Below are 22,349 nucleotides of genomic sequence, written 5' to 3'. Positions count from 1 at the left end.
GCTCGGCGGTGCCCAGCCGCGCCACAGATCCGGAGAACCCCGCATGGACACCACCGCCACCGATGTCAGCTTCCGTGACGCCGTCGACGCCGACGTGGACGCGCTGGTCGCGCTCGTCGAGTCGGCCTACCGCGGGGAATCCAGCCGGGCCGGCTGGACCACGGAGGCGGACATCCTGCAGGGGCGGCGCACCGACCCCGAAGGGGTCCGGGAGATCGTCGCCTCGCCCGACGCCCGGGTGCTCACGGTGGAGCGGGACGGCCGGATCATCGCCTGCTGCCAGCTCGAACACCGGGGCGAGCACGCCTACTTCGGCATGTTCGCGGTCAGCCCCACCGTCCAGGGCGGCGGTCTGGGCCGGACGGTGCTGGAGGAGGCCGAGCGCCGGGCCCGCGCCGAATGGGGCGTCACCGAGATGCACATGACGGTGATCTCGGTGCGCGACGACCTCATCGCCTGGTACGAGCGGCGCGGCTACCGCCGTACCGGCCGGATGACGCCGTTCCCCTACGGCGACGAGCGCTTCGGCATCCCGCAGCGCGACGACCTCCGATTCGAGCTGCTGGTCAAGCCCCTCGGATGAGCCGCACACCGTGAGACGGCGGCGTGTCCGGCCCCCGGCCGGCCGGGGCGCCCGATCCGGGACGGCCGGGAGCCCGCTCCGGTGACTTCGCTTCCGGCCCGGCCGGTGACCCCGCCCGCCGCCCGTACGTCGCCCCCGGACGCAGCCGGCGGGCCCGTCCGCCGTGACCGGTGGGCGGGCCCGCTACCCGGCCGTCGGCGTCGGGCCCACGGCCGACCGGCGCCCCCGCCCCCGCCCTCGACCTGCTTTCCGACCCCGACCCCGACCCCCGCTCCCGCCCTAGACCCGCCCCGCGCCCCCGATCTCCGGCCGGTCCGTGGTCACGCCGTCCAGACCGAAGGCCCGGGCCAGGCGCAGCTGGTCCGGGGTGTTGACCACCCAGCCGATGACCCGCAGGCCGTGTCCGCGGACCTCCTCGACGAGCTCCAGGGTGAGCCGCCGCAGTTTCAGGCACACGGTCGCGGCGCCGGCGGCCACCGCGCGTTCCGCGACGCCGGGGCCGTGGGGGATCCGCCCGTCCGGCCCGGGCCGGACGGGGTGGAGGCTGTCGATGAGCGCGGTGCGCACGCCGGGAACCAGCCGGGCGATCTCGGCGACGGCCTCGTCGTGGAACGACGACACCTCCACTCGCCCCACCAGGTCCCGCTCCAGCATCACCTCGGCGAGCGCCCGCGCCGCCTGCACGTCCTTGATCTCGGCCTGGAGCGGCACCGACACCGCCGCCAGGACCTCCTCGAAGACCGGCACCCGCTCACCGAGCCCGGCGTCCAGGGCGCGCAGCTGCGCGAGGGTGTGGTCGGCGACCGGACCGCTCCCGTCCGTGGTGCGGTCCACGTCGGCGTCGTGCATCACCACGAGCGCGCCGTCCTTGCTCAGGTGCAGATCCAGCTCGACCGCGTCGAGACCGGCCCGCTCGGCGGCGACGAACGACCTGAGGGTGTTCTCGGGCTCGACGCCCATGATCCCGCGGTGGCCGATGGTGGGGACGTTCACGTCACGACTCGCTTCCCTGGACGGACCGGTGCGGCCGGCGCGCACCGCGGGGACCCCTACCCGGCGACACGCGCCGGAAGCCTCCGGGGAAGCCCCCGACCACCCGATGACGTACAGGAAAAAACACGGTTACCATGGGGGTGAGCAGGATATTTTCCCGAAGGTCATCTTGCTGGAAGAAACCTCTTATGCATACGGTGTCCGTACGTGAGGTTCTCCGTGGAGGATGGGACATGACGGAAATTCTTGTGCAGGCGGGTTCGGAGGGGCGGGTTCCTCCCGTGGTCAGGGTGGTGGAGCACCCGGCCTGGCCCGTGCTCAAGGATGCCGTGGAGCGGATCCGGCCCTGGCAGGCGAAGGACGGATCGATCGACTTCGCCGCCGAGGGCGCCCCCGGGCGCGCCGACGCCGAGCGGGCCGTGCAGCGGGTGACCGCCGCGGTCGAGGAGCTGTCGCCGCTGCTGCCGCACGACGCCGACTACCACCGCGCCCTGGTGAAGGACCTGGACCGGTGGGCCGAGGGCGGCTTCGAGGTGCCGGACTTCCTGGACTCGCTGCTGGCCTTCCAGCCCGCCGCCGGCCGCGCGGACGGCCTCCAGCACCTGGTCGTCTTCCCGATGTACACGCAGAACGGCAACCCGGACCGCAACCTCGAGGCGGTCGTGCTGCGCATGGTCTGGCCGGACTGGCTGGCCGAGCTGGAGCGCACCCGCTACGACAACCCGCTGTTCTGCGGCATCAAGTTCGAGGACTTCACGGCCGGCTACGACACCAACTCGGCCGTCCTCTTCCCGGAGACCATCGCCGTCCGCGAGGCGCCGGAACGTTTCTCCTGGGGTGGCATCTTCTGCGACCGCGAGGCGGCCCGCTTCCGTCGCGTCACCGACGCGGCGGTCGGCATCCTGGGCCTGGAACTGCCCGAGGACATCGCCGCCATGGTCCATGACCAGAAGCGCTGCGAGGAGGCCTTCGTGCTGTGGGACATGGTCCACGACCGCACCCACAGCCACGGCGACCTGCCCTTCGACCCCTTCATGATCAAGCAGCGCCAGCCGTTCTGGATGTACGGCCTGGAAGAGCTGCGCTGCGACCTCACCGCCTTCAAGGAGGCCGTGAAGCTGGAGGCCGACGGCGTCCCGCAGGCCCGTGACGTGCAGTACGCGGTCCTCTTCGACCGCATGTTCCGCTTCCCGGTCACCGGCGAGCGGGTGCGCAACTACGACGGCCTCGGCGGCCAGCTCCTCTTCGCCTACCTGCACCAGCACGACGTCGTCCGCTGGACCGACAACAAGCTGCACATCGACTGGCAGCGCGCCCCGCAGGTCACCAACGAACTGTGCGCCGAGATCGAGAAGCTCTACCGCGACGGCATCGACCGCCCCAAGCTCGTCCACTGGTTCGCCGGCTACGAGCTGGTCTCCACCTACCTCGCCCCGCACCCCGGATCCAAGTGGGCCAAGGGGCCGGACGCCCTGGACCTGACCCAGCCGCCCCGCAGGCTCGTCGACGACGTGCTTCCGGACGAGTTTCCGCTGAGCATGTTCTATGAGGCGCTGTCCAAGAAGCTGAAGAACGTGATCGCCTCCACCCGGGGCATCACCGCGGACGGCGCCGAGCGGATCGCCGCGTGAGCGACCTGCGTACCGAGAACACTGCTCAGGAGGCGAAGACCATGGGGAACGGGGCTCTCAGCGGTGCGGTGATCGCGGTGGCCGGCGCGGGCGGACCCGCCGGCCGGGCGGCGCTGATCAGGCTCGCCGAGGCGGGCGCGACCGTGGTGGGCGCGGACAACGACCCGGAGCGGCTCGCGGAGGCCGTCGACGCGGCGAGCTACGCCGCCGGCGGCGCCACCGTCATGGGCGAGCCGGTCGACCTGCTCGACCTGAAGTCCACCCAGGACTGGGCCGCCCGGATCGAGAAGGACCTCGGCCGGGTGGACGGTCTCGTGCACCTCGTCGGCGGCTGGCGCGGCAGCGAGACCTTCACCAAGACCAGCCTGGACGACTGGGACTTCCTGGAACTGCTGCTGATCCGCACCGTGCAGCACACGTCGCTCGCCTTCCACGAGGCGCTCCAGCGCAGCGACCGCGGCCGGTACGTCCTGATCAGCGCCGCGGGAGCCAGCAAGCCCACGGCGGGCAACGCCGCGTACGCCGCCGGCAAGGCCGCCGCCGAGGCGTGGACGCTCTCGATGGCCGACTACTTCCGCAAGGCGGGGGGACCCGACGGGCCGAACTCGGCGGCTGCGATCCTGGTGGTGAAGGCGCTGGTGCACGACGCGATGCGCGCCGAGCGGCCCAACGCGAAGTTCGCGGGCTTCACCGACGTCAAGGACCTGGCCGAGGCCATCGCCGACGTCTGGGAGAAGCCCGCCGCCGAAGTGAACGGACACCGTCTGTGGCTCACCGAGAAGCCGTGAACCCCCCCAGGACCGACGCGCGTCGTCATCACGACCCGGAGGTCCGCGGTTTCGCCAGCGACAACTACGCCGGAGCCCACCCGGAGGTGATGGCCGCCCTGGCCCTGGCCAACGGCGGCCACCAGGTCGCCTACGGCGAGGACGACTACACCGAGAACCTCCAGCGGATCGTCCGCGGCCACTTCGGGCCGACGGCGGAGGCGTTCCCGGTCTTCAACGGCACCGGCGCCAACGTCGTCGCGCTGCAGGCGGTCACCGACCGCTGGGGCGCGGTGATCTGCGCCGAGAGCGCCCACATCAACGTGGACGAGGGCGGCGCGCCGGAGCGCATGGGCGGCCTGAAACTGCTCACCGTCCCGACGCCGGACGGCAAGCTCACCCCCGAGCTGATCGACCGGCAGGCGTTCGGCTGGGAGGACGAGCACCGGGCGATGCCGCAGGTCGTCTCGATCACCCAGAGCACGGAGCTGGGCACCCTCTACACGCCCGCCGAGATCCGCGCGATCTGCGAGCACGCCCACGCGCACGGCATGAAGGTGCACCTGGACGGCTCCCGCATCGCCAACGCGGCCGCCTCCCTGGACGTGCCGATGCGCACCTTCACCAACGCGGTCGGCGTCGACATCCTCTCGCTCGGCGGGACGAAGAACGGCGCGCTGTTCGGCGAGGCGGTCGTGGTGCTGAACCAGGACGCCGTCTCCCACATGAAGCACCTGCGCAAGCTGTCCATGCAGCTCGCCTCCAAGATGCGGTTCGTGTCGGTGCAGTTGGAGGCCCTGCTGGCCAAGGACCTCTGGCTGCGCAACGCGCGGCACGCCAACGAGATGGCGCAGCGGCTGGCCGAGGGCGTGCGCGCGGTGGACGGGGTGGAGATCCTCCACCCCGTGCAGGCCAACGGCGTCTTCGCCAGGCTGCCGCACGACGTGGGCGAGCGGCTCCAGAAGCGGTTCCGCTTCTACTTCTGGGACGAGCCGGCCGGCGTGGTGCGCTGGATGTGCTCCTTCGACACCACGGAGGAGGACGTCGACGCGTTCCTGGCGGCGCTCAAGGAGGAGACGGCTCGCTAGCGGCGACCGCGGCAGCGATCACACGTTGTGCATAGGTATGCGATCACCTGAAAAACGATTGACGTTCGGGTGATCGCTTTCCTATGCTCTCCAGGCATGCAGCTGATCCAGGAAAACCCCGACCTGTCCGCGTATCTGGCGGCCGATGAGGTCATCGACCACCAGCACCCCCTGGTCCGGGACACCGCCGCGCGGCTGGCCAAGGACGCGGACGACTCGTATGACTATGCGCGGCTGGCCTTCGAATTCGTGCGGGACACCATCCCCCACTCCCAGGACTCCGGCGATCCGCGGGTCACCTGGCGCGCCTCCGACGTGCTGGAGCTGCGCACCGGCATCTGCTATGCCAAGGCCCACGCGCTGGCCGCGCTGCTGCGCGCCGAGGACATCCCGACCGCCCTGTGCTACCAGACGTTCGACGTGCTCCACGGGCTGGTCGCCGTCCGCTTCGACGGCGCCTGGCACCGCCAGGACCCCCGCGGCAACAAGCCGGGAGTGGACGCCCGGTTCTCCCTGGACGGCGAACGGCTGGCCTTCCGCCCCGACACCGCCGCCGGCGAGCGCGACCACCCCGTCCTGTACACCGCGCCGCCCCCGCCCGTCCTGCGCGCGCTCCAGGCCGCCCCCGACCGTCCCCACCTCTGGAGGACGCTCCCCACCTCGCTGTGACATCCCGCCGCGCACCCGGACGGTCGCGGTCGCCGACCTCCCCGGCATGCGCGAGGGGGGAGAGGCCCGAGAGGCCGATGCGGACGGAAGCGGCGAACCGCGCCAGCGGGCCGGGCGGTCGGCGGACCCCGCGCCACCCGGGCGACGACCTCGGGCGCCTCGACGCCGTAGGCGCGCTCCTGGTGCACGAACACCCTGCGGCGACGGCGGGGTGCTCGGCGCGGTGGCGGACGCGGCCACCCGAGCCGCCGGCGGCGACGTGCCGCACACCCTTGCCCATGCCCGCGCCGCCTTCGCGGTGGCCGCGGTCCTGAACGACGTCGAACCGCCCGACGGCGTGGCGCCCGGCGTCGCCCGCGTGCTCGCCCGGTACGTCGTCGACCACCACCGATGCCTCGGAGGCCGGGCTCCCGGTTCCCCGCCGGGACCCTGTCGGCCGCCGGACCGCTCCCCGGAGGCGGGGGACGGGGTCAGCGGGCCTCGGCCGCGCGGACCTGCTCCGGGGTCGGCGCCGTGCCGCCCAGGTGGGCCGGCATCCACCAGGTGTCGCCCGCGTCCTTGGGGCGGACCGGGTAGGCGCGCTGGGCCGCCTCCAGCAGTTCCTGGACCCGCTCGCGCAGCTGCCGGGTGAGGGCGCCCGCGTACTTGTCCCGGGACGCCTCCAGGGCCTCGCCGACCCGCATGGTGATCGGGGTGTGGCTGCGCTTGAAGTTGCGCGGGTGACCCTTGGTCCACAGCCGCTGCGTCCCCCACACGGCCATCGGCACCAGGGGCACGCCCGCCTCCTGGGCCAGTCGCGCGGCCCCCGACTTGAAGGTCTTCAGCGTGAACGACTCCGAGATGGTGGCCTCGGGGAAGACACCGACGATCTCGCCGGAGCGCAGCGAGTCCAGGGCGTGCGCGTAGGCCGCCTCGCCCTGCTCGCGGTCCACCGGGATGTGCTTCATGCCGCGCATCAGCGGTCCGGAGACCTTGTGGCGGAAGACGGACTCCTTCGCCATGAAGCGGACGAGGCGTTTCTGCGGGAGCGCCGCGAGGCCGTTGAAGATGAAGTCGAGGTAGCTGATGTGGTTGCTCACCAGCACGGCTCCGCCCGAGCGCGGGATGTTCTCCGAGCCCTTGCAGTCGATCTTGAGATCCCAGACCTTGAACAGCGTCTGGGCGAGGCCGACGACGGGACGGTAGACAAGCTCTGCCATGGGCGGCGCGAACCCTTCCTGATCTCTGCCCGGGAGCGGCTCCCCGGCGGCAAAGTTACGCAGCCGTAGGTTTACGGCATCTCGCAGATCGTGCCCGAAGAACGGCCGGGTAGCCAGTCCTGGTGCCCGCCGGCCGCGAGATTCTCGTCACGTCCACCTCCCGTGATCCACCTCGCGCCTTTAGGTCTTCTTTACCTCGCCCGTACCGTGACCCGCCGTGCCGGCAGGTACGTCTCGCGGCCCAGGCGGTACCCGAAGGCGGCGTCGAGGAACGCGCCGCGAGCGCCGCCCCCGTCGCCGCCAGGCCGAGCCACTGCGGGCCGAGCGTGAGACCGATCAGGCCCAGGCCCGCGAAGACGAGTCCCACGGCCTGCGCGAACCGCGCCGGCCGCGGCGCCTCGAAGGCGCCGGGCGGCCCCGGCTTCGGACGGACGGCCGCCCGGAAGGCCGAGCCGTACGGCGAACGCCCGATTCCGCCGACCCCACCGACCGCGCCGAGCGCGAACGCCGGCGTCTGCCGGGCCGGCGGCCAGGGGCTCCGGGTGATCGGCGCGACCGCCGGTACGACGGTCGTGGCGGCCGCCCCGGACCGCGGCCCTCTCGCATCGATGTCCATGGATCAGGCGTTCCGCGACGGCGGGGGAGGGGGCGGGCGGGAATCTTTGCGGTCTGATGAATGCTGGTGGGGATGATGACCGGACCGACGGTGTGCGTGGCGGTGCTCGCGGCGGCGAGCACCTGCGGAGCGCGGAACCGGCGGCGGAGCGGGAGGGTGCGCGTGCGAGGACGCGACGAAGGACAGCGGCTCGGGGCCGACCGGCTGGGCGGGGAACTCGGCGAGCGGGCGACGCTCGTGCAGTTCTCCAGCGCCTTCTGCGCCCCCTGCCGGGCGACCCGCCGCGTCCTGGGCGAGGTGGCGGACCTGGTCCCCGGAGTGGCCCACATCGAGATCGACGCCGAGGCGCATCTCGACCTCGTCCGGGAACTCGCCGTGCTCAAGACCCCGACCGTGCTGGTGCTGGACGCCGACGGCCACGTCGTGCGCCGCGCCACCGGGCAGCCCCGCAAGGCCGACGTCATCGCGGCCCTGGGCGAGGCGGTGTGAGCCCGTGCGGCCGGCGGTGAGCCCGCTCCCGGATGCCGGGACGTACTTGACTGCACCCGCCAACTATCGTCAGCCTGACCGTATGCCCGAGGAACTCCTTCTCCACGGACGGGCGCACGTCGACCTCGTCCGCACCGCGAGCGCGTGCTGTCCGGGCCGTTGAGCAGCCGCGCCTCCGCACACCACCTCCGGCAGAAGGACCAGGACCCCTCCATGACGGCCACGCCCGACCTCCGCACCGCCCGGCCCGCCTCCCCCGACCTGCTGCGCTCCGTCTTCCGCCGTCACGCGGCCGGTGTGGCCGTGATCACGGCGCCCGGCGCGAGCGGACCGGTCGGCTTCACCGCCACCTCGCTCGCCTCCGTCTCCGCCGAGCCGCCGATGCTGTCCTTCGGCGTCGGCACCGGGGCCTCCAGCTGGCCGGCGATCTCGCAGGCCGGCCATGTCGGCGTGCACATACTCGGCGAGCACCAGCGCGAACTGGCCGCCACCTTCGCGCGCAGCGGTGCCGACCGGTTCGGCGCGCCGACCTCCTGGCGCGAGGGCCCCGAGGGCGTCCCCGTCCTGGACGACGTGCTCGCCTGGCTGGTGTGCCGGGTCGTCGCGCGCGTGCCCGCCGGGGACCACCGGATCGTCCTCGCGGAGGTCGTCCTGGGCGACCCCGCGGGCGCGGGCCGCCCGTTGCTCTACCACCAGGGGCGTTTCACGGCCCTGCGGGACTGAACCGCCTGCGCGCGCTCCCGCGGAGCGGTCCGGTTCCGGTTACGCTGCGTTGCGGAGGTCACAGTTCAAAGCGCTTGCTTAGCGGGCAGGGAATGGGTGTACTGGTGAGTAATATTTCGTTCGGGGACGCAGGCCGCCCCGATCGGGATCGGCCGCTTGTGGCGCCTATGCTGCCTGAAAGAAGGCAGCCAGAACTGACGATGCAGTAGGAGAGCCGGCGTGAGCTTGAGGATCGTTGTCACTGTGAAGTACGTGCCCGACGCCACTGGCGACCGGCACTTCGCCGATGACCTGACCGTCGACCGGGACGACGTGGACGGTCTGCTCTCCGAGCTCGACGAGTACGCGGTCGAGCAGGCGCTGCAGATCTCCGAGAATTCCGACGACGACGTCGAGGTCACCGTCCTGACGGTGGGCCCCGAGGACGCCAAGGACGCGCTGCGCAAGGCCCTGTCCATGGGTGCCGACAAGGCGATCCACGTCGAGGACGACGACCTGCACGGCACCGACGCCATCGGCACCTCCCTGGTGCTGGCCAAGGCGATCGAGAAGGCCGGCTACGACCTGGTCGTCTCCGGCATGGCCTCCACCGACGGCACCATGGGCGTCGTCCCGGCCCTGGTGGCCGAGCGCCTGGGCGTCCCGCAGGTCTCCCTGCTGTCCGAGGTCTCGGTCGAGGGCGGCACCGTCAAGGGCCGTCGCGACGGCGACACCGCCTCGGAGCAGCTCGAGGCCTCCCTGCCGGCCGTCGTGTCGGTCACCGACCAGTCCGGCGAGGCCCGTTACCCGTCCTTCAAGGGCATCATGGCCGCCAAGAAGAAGCCGGTGGAGTCCTGGGACCTGTCCGACCTCGACATCGAGGCCGACGAGGTCGGTCTGGAAGGCGCCTGGACCAAGGTCGAGTCCGCGACCGCGCGTCCGGCCCGCACCGCCGGCACGATCGTCAAGGACGAGGGCGAGGGCGGCAAGCAGCTCGCCGAGTTCCTCGCGGGCCAGAAGTTCATCTGAGCCCCGCTCGCCGACCGCCCCTCAACTTCGTTTCGCAGGAGAGCAATCCCATGGCTGAAGTCCTCGTCTACGTCGACCACGTGGACGGTGCCGTCCGCAAGCCCACCCTGGAGCTGCTGACCCTGGCCCGCCGTATCGGCGAGCCGGTCGCCGTGGCCCTGGGCAGCGGCGCCGCCGACACCGCCGCCGTCCTCGCCGAGCACGGCGCGGTCAAGGTCCTCACGCACGACGCGTCCGAGTACGCCGACTACCTGGTCGTGCCGAAGGTCGACGCGCTCCAGGCCGCCGTCGAGGCCATCTCCCCGGCCGCCGTGCTGCTGTCGTCCTCCGCGGAGGGCAAGGAGATCGCCGCCCGTCTGGCGCTGCGCACCGCCTCCGGCATCATCACCGACGCCGTCGACCTGGAGACCGGCGAGGAGGGCCCGGTGGCCACCCAGTCGGTGTTCGCCGCGTCCTTCACGACCAGGTCCCGGGTCGTCAAGGGCACCCCGGTCATCACCGTGAAGCCGAACAGCGCCGCCGTCGAGGCCGCTCCGGCCGCCGGCGCCGTCGAGGCCCTCGCGGTGACCTTCTCCGCCCAGGCGACCGGCACCAAGGTCACCGGCCGCACCCCCCGCGAGTCGACGGGCCGCCCCGAGCTGACCGAGGCCGCGATCGTCGTCTCCGGCGGCCGCGGCGTCAACGGCGCGGAGAACTTCGCGGTCATCGAGGCCCTCGCCGACTCCCTCGGCGCGGCCGTCGGCGCCTCGCGCGCCGCGGTGGACGCCGGCTGGTACCCGCACACCAACCAGGTCGGCCAGACCGGCAAGTCCGTGTCGCCGCAGCTGTACATCGCCAACGGCATCTCCGGCGCCATCCAGCACCGCGCCGGCATGCAGACCTCGAAGACCATCGTGGCCGTCAACAAGGACGCCGAGGCCCCGATCTTCGACCTGGTCGACTACGGCGTCGTCGGCGACCTGTTCGACGTCGTCCCGCAGCTCACCGAGGAGATCAAGACCCGCAAGGGCTGATCCCCGGACGCCGCTGTGCGAGGCCCCCGTGACCGGACCGGTCACGGGGGCCTCGGCTCATCCCGGGGACACCGAGGCGCACACCGGCAGATGATCGCTCGGGTACCGGCCGTCCAGCGAGAAGGTGTCCGCCCACGTCCGGTGGACCGTCACGTCCGGCGTCGCCAGGATCCAGTCGATGCGGTCCCCGCCCGGCCGCGGACCCCGGTACGCGTGGAACGTCCCGTACTCCGGACCGCGCCGCCGCGCCGTGTCCCAGGTGTCGACCAGACCGGCGGCCAGCAGCGTGTCGTGGACCGTGCCGTGCCGGGCGGGGGCGTTGAAGTCGCCGGTGACCAGCAGGGGCAGGCCGGGACCGAACGCGGCCAGGCGCTCGGCGATCATCGCGGCGGCGCGTTCGCGGGCGTACTCCCCGGCGTTGTCGAGGTGGGTGTTGAGGAGGCGGAACTGGCGCCCCGGCGCCTCCAGGTCACGGAAGCGGACCCAGGTGACCATCCGGGGATGGGCTCCGCCCCAGGTGTTGGAGCCGCGCACCGCCGGGGTGTCGGAGAGCCAGAAGTGGGCGTGCTCGACCGGGGCGAGGCGCCGGGTGTCGTAGAAGACGGCCATCGACTCCTCGTCGCCGCCGCCCCGGCCGGTGCCGATCCAGTCGTAGTGGGGCCCCAGGTCGGCCTCGATGTCCCGCAGCTGGGGCGGTTCGCCCTCCTGGGTGCCGATGACATGAGGGGCCGCCGCGCGCAGCAGGGCGCGCATCGCCGGCCGGCGGGCCGCCCAGCTGTGGGGTCCCTCGGTGCCGGGGAACCGGAGGTTGAAGGTCATGACCTCCAGGCGCGGGGCGGCGGCCCGCCTGAACGAGCCCCGGCCGGCCGAGGGGACGCGGCCGGCCGAGGAGGCCCGGAGCGTCCCGATCAGGGGGACGCCGACGGCCGCGGCCAGCACGGTCCGCAGCCCCGTGCGCCGCGTGGGTCCTCCGTCGTCCGCCAAGTGGCCTCCTTCTCCCTCTCCTGCCAGGGTGAGCGCGCGAACGGGCGGACGGAAGAGGGCCTCGCGGCACAAGGGCGCCTTGTGACGGAAGAGACCCGGGTGCCGGGGCGTGGACAGGGTGTTGACCCCGCGGAAACCCCACGGTTAGCTTCCTTCAACGAATTGTTGATTCCGTACGGCGGAAAGCGGAAGGGTGCGGGAATGGATGGTCGGGGCCGGCAGGAGACCGTGACGACGAGCCTCGCGAGCGCCGTCGGCGAGGAGATCGGCGCCTCCCTCGCCCCGGTCGACGCCGAACTCGAACGGCGCTACCCCGGAGACCCCGGCACCCGCCAGCCCGTCCACACCGTCTACGTCCCCGGCGACGCCTTCGCCGCCGACACCGTCCGCTCCTGGGGCGAGCGCGCCCTCGCCGCCCTCGACGAGCACGCCCCCGACGCCGCGTCCCTCGCCGCCGTCCTCGGCCTCCCCGGTGAACTCGCCGAGCCCGTGTACACGCGCGTGCGCGCCAAGCTGGAGCGCGAGCCGATCGAGGACCTGCGCGTCGACTTCGAGGACGGGTACGGCCTCCGGCCCGACGCCGAGGAGGACGAGGCGGCCGCCCGCGCCGCCCGGCTGATCGCCGAGGCGTGCGCCGCGGGCACGGCGCCCCCCTGCGCGGGCATCCGCATGAAGGGCATGGAGGCGGCCGTCCGCGACCGGGGCATCCGTACCCTCGACATCTTCCTCACCGGCCTGATGGAAGCGGGCGGCCTGCCCGACGGGCTGGCGCTGACCCTGCCGAAGGTGACCTACGCCGAGCAGGTCACCGCGATGGTCCGGCTCCTGGAGGCCTTCGAGGAGACGCGCGGGCTCACCCCCGGCCGGCTCGGCTTCGAGATCCAGATCGAGACCAGCCAGGCCGTCCTCGCCGCCGACGGCACCGCCACGGTCGCCCGGATGATCCAGGCCGCCGAGGGGCGCGCCACCGGACTGCACTACGGCACCTTCGACTACAGCGCCTGCCTCGGCGTGTCCGCCGCCCACCAGGCGAGCGACCATCCCGCCGCCGACCACGCCAAGGCCGTCATGCAGGTCGCAGCCGCCGGCACCGGCGTACGCGTCTGCGACGGTTCCACCAACGTCCTGCCGGTGGGCCCCACCGCCCGGGTCCACGACGCCTGGCGCCTGCACTACGGCCTCACCCGCCGGGCCCTGGCCCGCGCCTACTACCAGGGCTGGGACATGCACCCCGGTCACCTCCCGACCCGCTACGCGGCCGTCTTCGCCTTCTACCGCGAAGGCTTCGCGCAGGCCGCCGAGCGCCTGTCCCGGTACGCCGACCGGGCCGGCGGTGACGTGATGGACGAGCCGGCGACCGCCAAGGCCCTCGGCGGGCACCTTCTGCGCGGTCTGGACTGCGGCGCCCTCGACACGGCCGAGGTGACCGCCGCGACCGGGCTGACACGGGCCGCCCTGGAGGACTTCGCGGCACCGCGCCGGGGCGGTCACCGGGGCGGTCCGACGGCACCCGGGAGGTAGCCGCGGCGAGCAGGCGCGCGGCGCGTCCGCACGGCAGGGAGGCGCCGGCCGTGCCCCGCCCGCGTCCGGCGCCCGCGAGGGGCGCGGCGTGCCGCACGCGGGAAGCGGGCGGACCGGCGGGCGGACGCGCCGCGCCGCGCTCCGTGGGCCCGTCCGGGGCCGGCTCAGTCCGCCGGCGGCAGTTCGCCCGAGCCGCGGGCGATGAGCCGGGTGGGCAGGGTGATGCGCTCCGGGGCGATCAGGGTCCCGTCCAGCTGCCGGAACAGGCGGTCGGCGGCGGTACGGCCCAGCGCGGCGGCGTCCTGCGCGACCACCGTGACGCCCGGATCGAGCAGGTCGGCCAGTTCCAGGTCGTCGAAGCCCACCAGGGCGACGGGGCGGCTCTGTCCGGCGAGCACCCGGATCACGGTGACGGTCACCCGGTTGTTGCCCGAGAAGATCGCGGTGACCGGGGCGGGCCCGGCGAGCATCTCCCGCGCCGCCCGGCGCACCCGTGCGGGATCGGTGACGCCCAGGGACATCCAGGCGTCCTCCACGGTCGTCCCCGCGTCCTCCATGGCCGCCCGGTAACCGCGCAGCCGCTCGGCCGCGGTGTGGATGCGCGGCATGTCCCCGATGAAGCCGATCCTGCGGTGCCCGTGCGCGACGAGGTGGGCGACGCCCTCCCTGGCCCCGCCGAAGTTGTCCGACAGGACGCAGTCGGCGTCGATCCCGCCGGCGGGCCGGTCGACGAACACCGTCGCCACGCCGGCCTTGATCTCCGGTTCCAGGTAGCGGTGGTCGTCGCCGGCCGGGATGACCACCAGCCCGTCGACCCGGCGCGCGCACAGGGCCAGCGCCAACTCCTGTTCGCGGTCCGGGTCCTCGGCGCTGGAGCCGTTGATGAGCAGCGCGCCGTGGGCCCGCGCCATCTCCTCCACGGCCCGGCTGAGGGGGCCGTAGAAGGGGTCGGCGAGGTCCTCGAGGACCAGGCCGATGCTGGCGGTGCGGCCCTTGCGCAGGACGCGCGCGCTGTCGTTGCGGCGGAAGCCGAGTGCCTCGATGGCCTCCTGGACACGTCGTTCCGTCTCCGGCGTGACCCCCGGTTCGCCGTTCACCACGCGCGAGACGGTCTTCAGTCCCACCCCCGCGCGTGCCGCCACGTCCTTCATGGTGGGACGATTGCCGTAGCGGTTCGCGGAGATGCCGGCTGCGCGGCGGGGCGTCTCGGGCACGAGGCGGGTCCTGTCCTGTTGTCCACGGAGACGCGTGCGGTGCGGGCGACCCGGGAGGCGGTTGAGGATGTGCCGACGAGCATAGGCCCTGGACAACGTTGTCAGATGCGGGAGAGACTGTCCACCGCGATCCCGGCCCACGTCCCCACCGCTGGACCGGCTCGCCCTTTTTCCGATGGTTGACGGGGGGAACCGAGACTGATGGACACCGACCTCGTGGCCGCGCTGGACATCGGCGGCACCAAGATCGCCGGCGCGCTGGTGGACGGCGGCGGCGCGATCCTGGTCCGCGCCTGGCGGCCCACGCCGGCCCGGCAGGACGGCGACACCGTGATGCGGGCCGTCGAGGAGGTGCTCGGGGACCTCGCGGCCTCGCCGCTGTGGGAGCGCGCCCGTGCCCTCGGCATCGGCAGCGCCGGCCCGGTGGACGCCTCCGCCGGCACGGTCAGCCCGGTCAACGTGCCCGGCTGGCGCGGCTATCCGCTGGTCGAGCGGGTCCGGGCCGCCACCGGGGACCTCCCCGTCGAACTGATCGGCGACGGTGTGGCGATCACCGCCGCCGAGCACTGGCAGGGCGCCGCCCGCGGCCATGACAACGCCCTGTGCATGGTGGTCTCCACCGGTGTCGGCGGTGGTCTCGTCCTGGGGGGCCGTCTCCATCCCGGGCCCACCGGCAACGCCGGTCACATCGGCCACATCAGCGTCGACCTCGACGGTGACCCGTGCCCCTGCGGCGCGCGCGGCTGTGTGGAGCGCATCGCCAGCGGACCCCACATCGCCCGGCGGGCCCTGGAGAACGGCTGGCGGCCCGGCCCGGACGGCGACGCCTCCGCCGCCGCCGTGGCCGCCGCCGCCCGCGCGGGCGACCCGGTCGCCGTGGCCTCGTTCGAGCGTGCCGCCCAGGCGCTGGCCGCCGGTATCGCCGCCACCGCGACCCTCGTCGAGATCGACATCGCGGTGATCGGCGGTGGCGTCGGCAAGGCGGGTGACGTCCTCCTCACGCCCCTGCGGCGGTTCCTCGCCGACTACGCGACGCTGTCCTTCGTGCGGCGGCTGACCGTGGTGCCCGCCCGGATGGGCACCGACGCCGGGTTGGTGGGAGCGGCCGCCGCGGCACTGGCGGGCGGGCCGGAGAGGACGGCGGCGGGGGTCTGAGATCCTGGGACGGACGCCCGGAGGAACGTTCCCTCACGCGTGTCCGCCCTCCTGTGTCCGCGCTCCTCCCGCGAAGGGCCGCGGCCGGCGCGTGACCTCGCGCGGGTTGCGCAGTTGATCAGGGCATGAAGAAGCGCAGCATGCTCGCCCTGGCCTCCCTCGCCACCGGTTTCGTCGTCGCGGCGATCACCCCCTCGCACGGCGCCGGCGGTGAGGACCTCGACGCACGGAACACGGGGGACGCCCTCAGCAGCCTCGACCACACGATCGCCGAGGGCGGCCCGGCCGTCGGCGAGAACGCCCCGTCCGGGACCGACTGACGGTTTCCGGCACGCGCGGCGCCGGTCCCCCTCGCCGGGGGGCCGGCGCCGCGCCGTTCGGGCGCCCTCAACGGGAGGTGGTTTCCGTGGCAGGGTGGAGCGGGCAAGCCACAGGGGGCCGACAGCAGAGGGGGAGACGTGACCGTCGTCTGGATCAACGGCGCGTTCGGCGCGGGGAAGACGACCGCCGCACGGGAACTCATCGACCTGATCCCGAACAGCACGCTCTTCGACCCCGAGGTCGTGGGGGCGGCACTCCCGCACCTGCTGCCGCCCAAACACCTCGCCGAGGCCGGCGACCTCCAGGACCTGCCGATCTGGCGCCGGCTCGTGATCGACACCGCGGCCGCGCTCCTCGGGGAACTGGGCGGCACCCTCGTCGTCCCGATGACCCTGCTGCGCCAGGAGTACCGCGACGAGATCTTCGGCGGCCTCGCCGCCCGCCGGATCGCCGTCCGGCATGTGCTGCTGACCCCGGCGGAAACGATCCTGCGCGAGCGCGCGGCCGGGCGGGACCTCCCGACCGGCCTCCCCGACGGCGAGATACGGGTACGGCAGTGGTCGTACGACCACATCGAGCCGTACCGCGCCGCCCTCTGCGGCTGGCTCACCACGGACGCCCATCCCGTCGACTCCAGCCACCTCACCCCGTACGAGACCGCCCTGCGCATCGCGGAGGCCGTCGGCAGCGGGGCGGTGGCCGCCTGCGACATCGTGCAGACCCCCGAACCGACCGCCGAGACAGTGGCCGCCGGGGTCCTCCTCTTCGACGAGCGGGACCGGGTGCTGCTCGTCGACCCCACCTACAAGCCCGGCTGGGAGTTCCCCGGCGGTGTCGTGGAGCCCGGCGAGGCACCCGCGCGCGCGGGCATGCGCGAGGTCGAGGAGGAGACCGGCGTCCGGCTGACCGACGTCCCGCGGCTGCTCGTCGTGGACTGGGAGCGGCCGACGCCTCCCGGATACGGCGGGCTGCGCCTGCTCTTCGACGGCGGCCGGCTCGACTCCGCGGCGGCCGAGGGACTGCTGCTGCCCGGTCCCGAACTGCGCGGCTGGCGCTTCGTCACCGAGGAGGAGGCCGCCGGCCTGCTGCCCCCCGTCCGCTACGAACGGCTGCGCTGGGCCCTGCGGGCGCGGGAACGCGGCGCCGCGCTCTACCTGGAGGCCGGTGTCCCCCTCGGCTGACCGTCACGCCGCCCCTCCCGCGCGGTCGCGGTGCGAGGGCGAGCACGTCCCCGTCGGCGTCCTCCCGCGGACGGACCCGGCCGGAGGCGCGACGGGCACGGACGGGGAAGGCGCGCGGCGACGTCCACGGGACGGCCGGACAGGGGCCCCGCCCGACGGGCGGGGCCCCTGTCCGGCCGGGAGCGGAACGCGCCGCTCAGCTCGCCGCGTACGTGCGCAGGAACAGGGCCTCCGCCACCGACAGCCGCTCCAGCTCCTCCGGGGAGACGCTCTCGTTGACCGCGTGGATCTGCGCCTCCGGCTCGCTCAGGCCGATGAGGAGGATCTCCGCGCGCGGGTACAGCGCCGCGAGGGTGTTGCACAGGGGGATGGAGCCGCCCTGGCCCGCGTACTGCATCTCCTGGCCGGGGTAGGCCACCGCCATCGCCTCGGCCATCGCCGCGTACGCCGGGCTGGTGGTGTCGGCGCTGAACGGCTGGCCCTGGCCGATCTGCTCGGTCCGCACCCGCGCGCCCCACGGCGTGTGCGCCTCCACGTGGGCCTGGAGCAGCTTCGTCGCCTCGGCCGCGTCGACGCCCGGCGGCACCCGCAGGCTGATCAGCGCCCGGGCGCTCGACTGCACCGACGGGGTGGCGCCGACCACCGGCGGGCAGTCGATGCCGAGGACGGTGACCGCGGGGCGGGCCCAGATGCGGTCGGCGACCGTGCCGGAACCGATCAGCGCGACGCCGTCGAGGACCTTGGCGTCCTTGCGGAACTGCTCCTCGTCGTACTGGAGCCCCTCCCACGCCGGGCCGTCGCCCAGGCCGTCGACGGTGGTCGAACCGTCCTCGGCACGCAGCGAGTCCAGTAGGCGGATCAGCGCGCCCAGCGCGTCGGGGGCGGCGCCGCCGAACTGACCGGAGTGCAGGTTGCCCGCGAGGGTGTCGACGCTCACCCGCATCATCGTCATGCCGCGCAGCGTGGCGGTGACGGTGGGCAGACCGACCCGGAAGTTGCCCGCGTCGCCGATCACGATCGTGTCGGCCGCGAGCAGCTCGGGGTGCTGCTCGGCGTACCGCTCCAGACCGCCGGTGCCCTGCTCCTCCGAGCCCTCGACGATCACCTTCACATGGACGGGCACCCCGCCGTTCGCCTTGAGGGCGCGCAGGGCCAGCAGGTGCATGATGAAGCCGCCCTTGCAGTCGGCGGTGCCCCGCCCGAACCAGCGGCCGTCGCGCTCGGTCAGCTCGAAGGGCGGGGTGGCCCAGCCGGCCTCGTCCAGCGGCGGCTGCACGTCGTAGTGCGCGTACAGCAGAACCGTTTTCGCACCCTCCGGTCCCGGCAGGAAGCCGTACACCGACTGCGTGCCGTCGGGGGTGTCGAGGAGGGCCACGTCCTGGAAACCCTCGGCGCGCAGGGCGGCGACGATCCAGTTCGCCGCGGCCTCGCTCTCGGAGCGCGGGAACTGGTCGAAGTCCGCCACCGACTTGAAGGCCACCAGTTCGGTGAGCTCCGCCTTCGCCCTGGGCATCAGCGAGGCGACGGTCTCGGCGACCGGATTCGACGACATGGGCACGCTCCTTGTGGGTGCGACGTTGTACCGATGAGTGTTGCCGATCCTCCCACAGCCGGCCGTGGCGATCTCGGTCGTAGGATGCGGGGGACAGGTGCGGCAGGCGGCGTGATCGGGAGCAGTAGACCATCGTGAGCAGCGAGAACTCTTCGGCGGACGACGTGCGACAGGTGTGGGACGTCGTCGTGGTGGGCGCGGGACCCGCGGGGGCCTCGGCGGCCTACGCGGCGGCGGTCGCGGGGCGGCGCGTGCTGTTGCTGGAGAAGGCGGAGCTGCCCCGCTACAAGACGTGCGGCGGCGGCATCATCGGCCCCTCCCGTGACGCCCTCCCACCGGGCTTCGAACTGCCCTTCCAGGACCGGGTGCACGCGGTGACGTTCTCGAACAACGGACGCTTCACCCGCACCCGCCGTTCCCGGCAGATGCTGTTCGGGCTGATCAACCGGCCCGAGTTCGACCAGCAGCTCGTCGAGCACGCGCAGAAGGCCGGCGCCGAACTGCGCACCGGCGTCACGGTCACGCGCGTCGAACAGCACGGCTCGGCCGTGCCCGACCGGCGGACGGTCGCGGTGGTCCTGCAGGGCGGAGAGGCGGTGCTGGCCCGGGCGGTCGTCGGCGCCGACGGCAGCGCGAGCCGCATAGGGGCACACGTCGGCGTGAAGCTCGACCAGGTGGACCTCGGCCTGGAGGCGGAGATCCCGGTGCCCGAGACGGTCGCCGAGGACTGGAAGGGTCGCGTCCTCATCGACTGGGGCCCGATGCCCGGCAGTTACGGCTGGGTGTTCCCCAAGGGGGACACCCTGACGGTCGGGGTGATCTCCGCGCGCGGCGAGGGCGCCGCCACCAAGCGGTACCTGGAGGACTTCATCGGGCGGCTCGGCCTCGCCGGCTTCGAACCGAGCATCTCCTCCGGCCATCTGACCCGCTGCCGCGCCGACGACTCGCCGCTCTCGCGCGGCCGGGTACTGGTGTGCGGCGACGCCGCGGGGCTGCTGGAGCCGTGGACGCGCGAGGGCATCTCCTTCGCGTTGCGCTCGGGCCGGACCGCCGGCGAGTGGGCGGTGCGCATCGCGGAGGCGCACGACGCGGTGGACGCCCGTCGCCAGGCCCTCAACTACGCCTTCGCGATCAAGGCGGGGCTCGGCGTGGAGATGAGCGTGGGCAAGCGGATGCTGGCCCTCTTCGAGCGGCGTCCGGGTCTCTTCCACGCGGCCCTGACCGGTGTGCGTCCGGCCTGGCGGGCGTTCACGGACATCACCCGCGGCCGGACGACCCTCGGCGAACTCGTGCGCTCGCACCCGCTGGCCCAGCGCGCCCTGAACGTGATGGACCGGCGGCAGGCGGCCGCGGGCCCTGGCCCGGACGCGGCCGAGGAGGCCGGTTCCTGAGGCGACGCCCGTCGCCCGTCGCCGGTCGCCCCTCCTGCGTCGCCGGTCGGTCGCCGCACGTCGCCCGCCGTCGGGCGCCGGCTTCCGGTCGTCCGCCGTCCGCCGGAGCGGTCCGGGTGCCGGTTTCGTGCGTGTGCGTTCCCGGGCCGGGGCGGACGGCGCCGGTCACCGGCTCGCGGTGACCGTGACCCGGAACACCGGGTGGTCGGGGGCGACGCGGCGCAGGTCGGCGTCGGGGGAGTCGGGCCCGACGCCGTCGAAGAAGACGCCGACCTCTGCCTTCCAGCGCTTGAGGTAGGCGCGCAGCAGCGGCACCTTCTCGTCGTCGCCGACCTCGGCCGCGGTGAACTCGTCCACCTTCGCGCCCAGGTGCAGTTCACCCCCGCCGGCCGCGCGCATGTTGTGCGTCCACTGGACGTGCCCGCGCGGGGCGACGAGGTACTGCCGTCCGTCCACCGTCAGCAGGTTCACCGGCGTGGTCCGCCACTGACCGCTCTTGCGGCCGCGCACCGCCAGGACCCTGGAGCCCCACACGCTCAGCCCGCGCCGGGTCAGCCAGGCGACGGTCCGGTTGAGGACGTTGACGGTGAACCAGCCGGGCTTCTTGACGTGGGCGGCGGACATGGATGCCTCCTGGACGGTAAGTGTGAGCACTGCTCTCGCTCTCTGGTGGAAGTCTGCACCGGGCCCGCCCTCCTTGGCAAGAGCACTGCTCTCTTTTCGGTTCGCCGTTCTTTTTCCGGTTCACCGCTCCTCGTTGTGTGCACTGCTCCGGTCCGTGGAACACTGATGTTCATGAGCAGCGCCACCCAAGGGGCCCGTGCCCGCGCCAGGATCGAGATCACCGCCGCCATCAAGGAGGAGGCCCGTCGTCAGCTCGCCGCCGAGGGGGCCGCCAAGCTGTCCCTGCGGGCCGTCGCCCGTGAACTGGGCATGGTCTCCTCCGCGCTGTACCGCTACTTCCCCAGCCGCGACGACCTGCTCACCGCACTCATCATCGACGCCTACGACTCCCTCGGCGAGAGCGCGGAGACCGCGCACTCGGCCGTCGCCGACGCCGGCCCCGTCCGGCGCTGGGTCGCGGTCTGCGAGGGGGTGCGGACCTGGGCGCTGGCGCATCCGCACGAGTACGCGCTGATCTACGGCTCACCGGTGCCCGGCTACAGCGCACCGCAGACGACGGTGCCCGCCGCCGCCCGCGTCGGGCTCCTGCTGATCGGTATCGCCCGGGACGCGGAGCTGACCGCGCCGCCCGCCGCGCCGTCCCTTCCGGCCGAGTTGCGCGCCGAGGCGGAGCGGCTGACGGCCGACGTCGCGCCCGAACTCTCCCCGGAGACGGCCACGGCGCTGGTGGCGGCCTGGGCCCAGCTGTACGGGCTGGTCGGCTTCGAGGTGTTCGGCCAGTTCCACCGCATCGTCGAGGACCGGGAGCCGTTCTTCCGCCATGCCGTGACGGGCCTGGCCAGGGGAGTGGGGCTGGGGTAGCGCCCGGGGAGCGCCTTTGGCCGTGGCTTTCCCGCCGGGCGGTGAGCGCGGTGCGGGGCCGGACCCCGGGTTCTCGGCGGCGCGCTCCGGACTCTCGGCGGCGCGGGGCGCCGGAGGCCCGCACCCGGTCCGGCCGGGAGGGCCGCCCTGCCGGCGAACCCCACGGCAGGCGGGAGGAGCGGGAGGCGGTGGCGCTCGTCGGGACCGGTCCGGCCGACGGGGAGATCGCCCCCGCCCGGCCGTCGGCCCGCTCACCGCGAAGGCCCGCGTCAGCCGCGCCAGGGTGGGCCCGCGCCCGCGCCCGACCGCCCTTTGTGTCGTACGAGTCGGTACTGGTCTGTGTCCTACGAGTCGGTACTGGTCCGGCCGGTCCGGTCGGTCCGACCGCCACGACCGCCACGACGTCCGCCGGCACCGTCGCCGTTCACGTCGCTGTCGCCGGAGGGGGCCTCGGTGCGCGCTGCCGTGACCTCCGCACGGAACCGGACGAGCACGCTCACCACCCGGACCAGGAACACCACGGGGGAGAGCGCGAGTCCCGCCCGGAGGAGCACCTTCTCCAAGGTGTCCGGGAGCGCGAACAGCAGCGCCGGCCCGGCGACCGCGCCGAACAGCACGGCCGCCGCGAAGGCCGCGCTGAGCAGCGCGTACCCGATCTCGACGGTGATCGCGTCCCGCTCCGCCTGCGTACGGCGTCCCCCGTGGCCGGTCATGCGGGCAGTCTCACAGGCGTGCGCCCGGCGCGGCAACCGGCCCGCCGGGCGCA

Annotated in this window: 21 protein-coding genes and 2 pseudogenes; 15 read left to right on the top strand and 8 right to left on the bottom strand. The window is 73.5% G+C overall.

Annotation, left to right across the window (positions count from 1 at the left end; genetic code table 11):
* The first annotated feature begins 43 nt into the window (after positions 1–43).
* Positions 44–583, top strand: a complete 540-nt coding sequence (locus ACZ5FU_RS31205) for a GNAT family N-acetyltransferase (RefSeq protein ID WP_468837404.1) — start codon at positions 44–46, stop codon at positions 581–583.
* Positions 584–862: 279 nt separating this feature from the next.
* Here ACZ5FU_RS31205 and ACZ5FU_RS31200 read toward each other — a convergent pair whose 3' ends face one another.
* The gene (locus ACZ5FU_RS31200; protein WP_451779939.1) at positions 863–1,576 is read right to left on the bottom strand and encodes a glycerophosphodiester phosphodiesterase; all 714 of its coding nucleotides are present in this window, start codon (positions 1,574–1,576) and stop codon (positions 863–865) included.
* Between the two features lie 233 nt (positions 1,577–1,809).
* On the opposite strand from ACZ5FU_RS31200, the gene ACZ5FU_RS31195 reads away from it, so the two are divergent.
* The 4 genes from ACZ5FU_RS31195 (at position 1,810) to ACZ5FU_RS31180 (ending at position 5,731) form a co-directional block, all read left to right on the top strand.
* Positions 1,810–3,207 (top strand): DUF6421 family protein, encoded by a 1,398-nt coding sequence (locus ACZ5FU_RS31195; protein WP_451527536.1) that lies wholly within the window; start codon positions 1,810–1,812, stop codon positions 3,205–3,207.
* Between the two features lie 41 nt (positions 3,208–3,248).
* Positions 3,249–3,995, top strand: coding sequence for an SDR family NAD(P)-dependent oxidoreductase (locus ACZ5FU_RS31190; RefSeq protein ID WP_451779975.1), 747 nt, complete (start codon positions 3,249–3,251; stop codon positions 3,993–3,995).
* The gene (locus ACZ5FU_RS31185; RefSeq protein WP_451527535.1) at positions 3,992–5,062 is read left to right on the top strand and encodes a threonine aldolase family protein; all 1,071 of its coding nucleotides are present in this window, start codon (positions 3,992–3,994) and stop codon (positions 5,060–5,062) included. Before ACZ5FU_RS31190 ends, ACZ5FU_RS31185 begins: the two co-directional genes overlap by 4 nt.
* Before the next feature lie 96 nt (positions 5,063–5,158).
* Positions 5,159–5,731, top strand: a complete 573-nt coding sequence (locus tag ACZ5FU_RS31180; RefSeq protein ID WP_451527534.1) for a transglutaminase domain-containing protein — start codon at positions 5,159–5,161, stop codon at positions 5,729–5,731.
* A gap of 470 nt (positions 5,732–6,201) precedes the next feature.
* On the opposite strand, the gene ACZ5FU_RS31175 is transcribed toward ACZ5FU_RS31180, so the two are convergent.
* Entirely contained in the window at positions 6,202–6,930 is a 729-nt protein-coding gene (locus ACZ5FU_RS31175; protein WP_451527533.1) for a lysophospholipid acyltransferase family protein, read from the bottom strand.
* Positions 6,931–7,121: 191 nt separating this feature from the next.
* Positions 7,122–7,546: pseudogene (locus ACZ5FU_RS31170) on the bottom strand (DUF4395 family protein).
* A gap of 75 nt (positions 7,547–7,621) precedes the next feature.
* Between ACZ5FU_RS31170 and ACZ5FU_RS31165 the strand changes: the two are divergent.
* The 4 genes from ACZ5FU_RS31165 (at position 7,622) to ACZ5FU_RS31150 (ending at position 10,779) form a co-directional block, all read left to right on the top strand.
* Positions 7,622–8,035, top strand: a complete 414-nt coding sequence (locus ACZ5FU_RS31165; RefSeq protein ID WP_451527616.1) for a TlpA family protein disulfide reductase — start codon at positions 7,622–7,624, stop codon at positions 8,033–8,035.
* Positions 8,036–8,248: 213 nt separating this feature from the next.
* Positions 8,249–8,758 (top strand): flavin reductase family protein, encoded by a 510-nt coding sequence (locus tag ACZ5FU_RS31160; RefSeq protein WP_451527531.1) that lies wholly within the window; start codon positions 8,249–8,251, stop codon positions 8,756–8,758.
* A 219-nt stretch (positions 8,759–8,977) separates the two neighbouring features.
* Complete coding sequence (locus ACZ5FU_RS31155) at positions 8,978–9,766, top strand: electron transfer flavoprotein subunit beta/FixA family protein (RefSeq protein WP_469047538.1); 789 nt, start codon at positions 8,978–8,980, stop codon at positions 9,764–9,766.
* A 50-nt stretch (positions 9,767–9,816) separates the two neighbouring features.
* Complete coding sequence (locus ACZ5FU_RS31150) at positions 9,817–10,779, top strand: electron transfer flavoprotein subunit alpha/FixB family protein (RefSeq protein WP_469047537.1); 963 nt, start codon at positions 9,817–9,819, stop codon at positions 10,777–10,779.
* 57 nt (positions 10,780–10,836) lie between these two features.
* Here ACZ5FU_RS31150 and ACZ5FU_RS31145 read toward each other — a convergent pair whose 3' ends face one another.
* A complete protein-coding gene (locus tag ACZ5FU_RS31145) occupies positions 10,837–11,763 on the bottom strand; it encodes an endonuclease/exonuclease/phosphatase family protein (protein ID WP_469047535.1) in 927 nt (308 codons plus the stop codon).
* Positions 11,764–11,964: 201 nt separating this feature from the next.
* Between ACZ5FU_RS31145 and ACZ5FU_RS31140 the strand changes: the two genes are divergently transcribed.
* A complete protein-coding gene (locus ACZ5FU_RS31140) occupies positions 11,965–13,284 on the top strand; it encodes a DUF6986 family protein (protein WP_469047533.1) in 1,320 nt (439 codons plus the stop codon).
* A 164-nt stretch (positions 13,285–13,448) separates the two neighbouring features.
* Here the strand turns inward: ACZ5FU_RS31140 and ACZ5FU_RS31135 are convergent, their stop codons facing one another.
* Positions 13,449–14,498 carry a LacI family DNA-binding transcriptional regulator gene (locus ACZ5FU_RS31135; RefSeq protein WP_469047531.1) on the bottom strand — a complete coding sequence of 350 codons (1,050 nt, stop codon included), beginning with the start codon at positions 14,496–14,498 and terminating at the stop codon, positions 13,449–13,451.
* A gap of 201 nt (positions 14,499–14,699) precedes the next feature.
* Here ACZ5FU_RS31135 and ACZ5FU_RS31130 point away from each other — a divergent pair, with 201 nt between their 5' ends.
* The 3 genes from ACZ5FU_RS31130 (at position 14,700) to ACZ5FU_RS31120 (ending at position 17,155) form a co-directional block, all read left to right on the top strand.
* Positions 14,700–15,653, top strand: a complete 954-nt coding sequence (locus tag ACZ5FU_RS31130; RefSeq protein ID WP_469047530.1) for an ROK family protein — start codon at positions 14,700–14,702, stop codon at positions 15,651–15,653.
* 125 nt (positions 15,654–15,778) lie between these two features.
* Positions 15,779–15,973, top strand: coding sequence for a hypothetical protein (locus ACZ5FU_RS31125; RefSeq protein ID WP_451527524.1), 195 nt, complete (start codon positions 15,779–15,781; stop codon positions 15,971–15,973).
* A 138-nt stretch (positions 15,974–16,111) separates the two neighbouring features.
* A complete protein-coding gene (locus tag ACZ5FU_RS31120; RefSeq protein WP_469047528.1) occupies positions 16,112–17,155 on the top strand; it encodes an NUDIX hydrolase in 1,044 nt (347 codons plus the stop codon).
* Positions 17,156–17,351: 196 nt separating this feature from the next.
* Here ACZ5FU_RS31120 and ACZ5FU_RS31115 read toward each other — a convergent pair whose 3' ends face one another.
* Positions 17,352–18,707, bottom strand: coding sequence for a M20/M25/M40 family metallo-hydrolase (locus ACZ5FU_RS31115; protein ID WP_469047527.1), 1,356 nt, complete (start codon positions 18,705–18,707; stop codon positions 17,352–17,354).
* A 134-nt stretch (positions 18,708–18,841) separates the two neighbouring features.
* On the opposite strand from ACZ5FU_RS31115, the gene ACZ5FU_RS31110 reads away from it, so the two are divergent.
* Entirely contained in the window at positions 18,842–20,098 is a 1,257-nt protein-coding gene (locus ACZ5FU_RS31110) for a geranylgeranyl reductase family protein (protein WP_451527521.1), read from the top strand.
* Between the two features lie 165 nt (positions 20,099–20,263).
* On the opposite strand, the gene ACZ5FU_RS31105 is transcribed toward ACZ5FU_RS31110, so the two are convergent.
* On the bottom strand, positions 20,264–20,722 hold the full coding sequence (locus ACZ5FU_RS31105; protein WP_451527520.1) for a nitroreductase family deazaflavin-dependent oxidoreductase: 459 nt from the start codon (positions 20,720–20,722) through the stop codon (positions 20,264–20,266).
* A 171-nt stretch (positions 20,723–20,893) separates the two neighbouring features.
* Here ACZ5FU_RS31105 and ACZ5FU_RS31100 point away from each other — a divergent pair, with 171 nt between their 5' ends.
* Positions 20,894–21,583, top strand: coding sequence for a TetR/AcrR family transcriptional regulator (locus ACZ5FU_RS31100; RefSeq protein ID WP_451527519.1), 690 nt, complete (start codon positions 20,894–20,896; stop codon positions 21,581–21,583).
* Positions 21,584–22,014: 431 nt separating this feature from the next.
* On the opposite strand, the pseudogene ACZ5FU_RS31095 reads toward ACZ5FU_RS31100, so the two are convergent.
* Positions 22,015–22,296, bottom strand: a pseudogene (locus ACZ5FU_RS31095) (DUF6332 family protein); the annotation flags it as partial.
* Positions 22,297–22,349 lie beyond the last annotated feature (53 nt).

The organism is Streptomyces sp. NPDC031554, assembly GCF_055580685.1.
The sequence above is the reverse complement of the archived record's forward strand: the minus strand, read 5'-3'. Positions and strand labels throughout refer to the sequence as shown.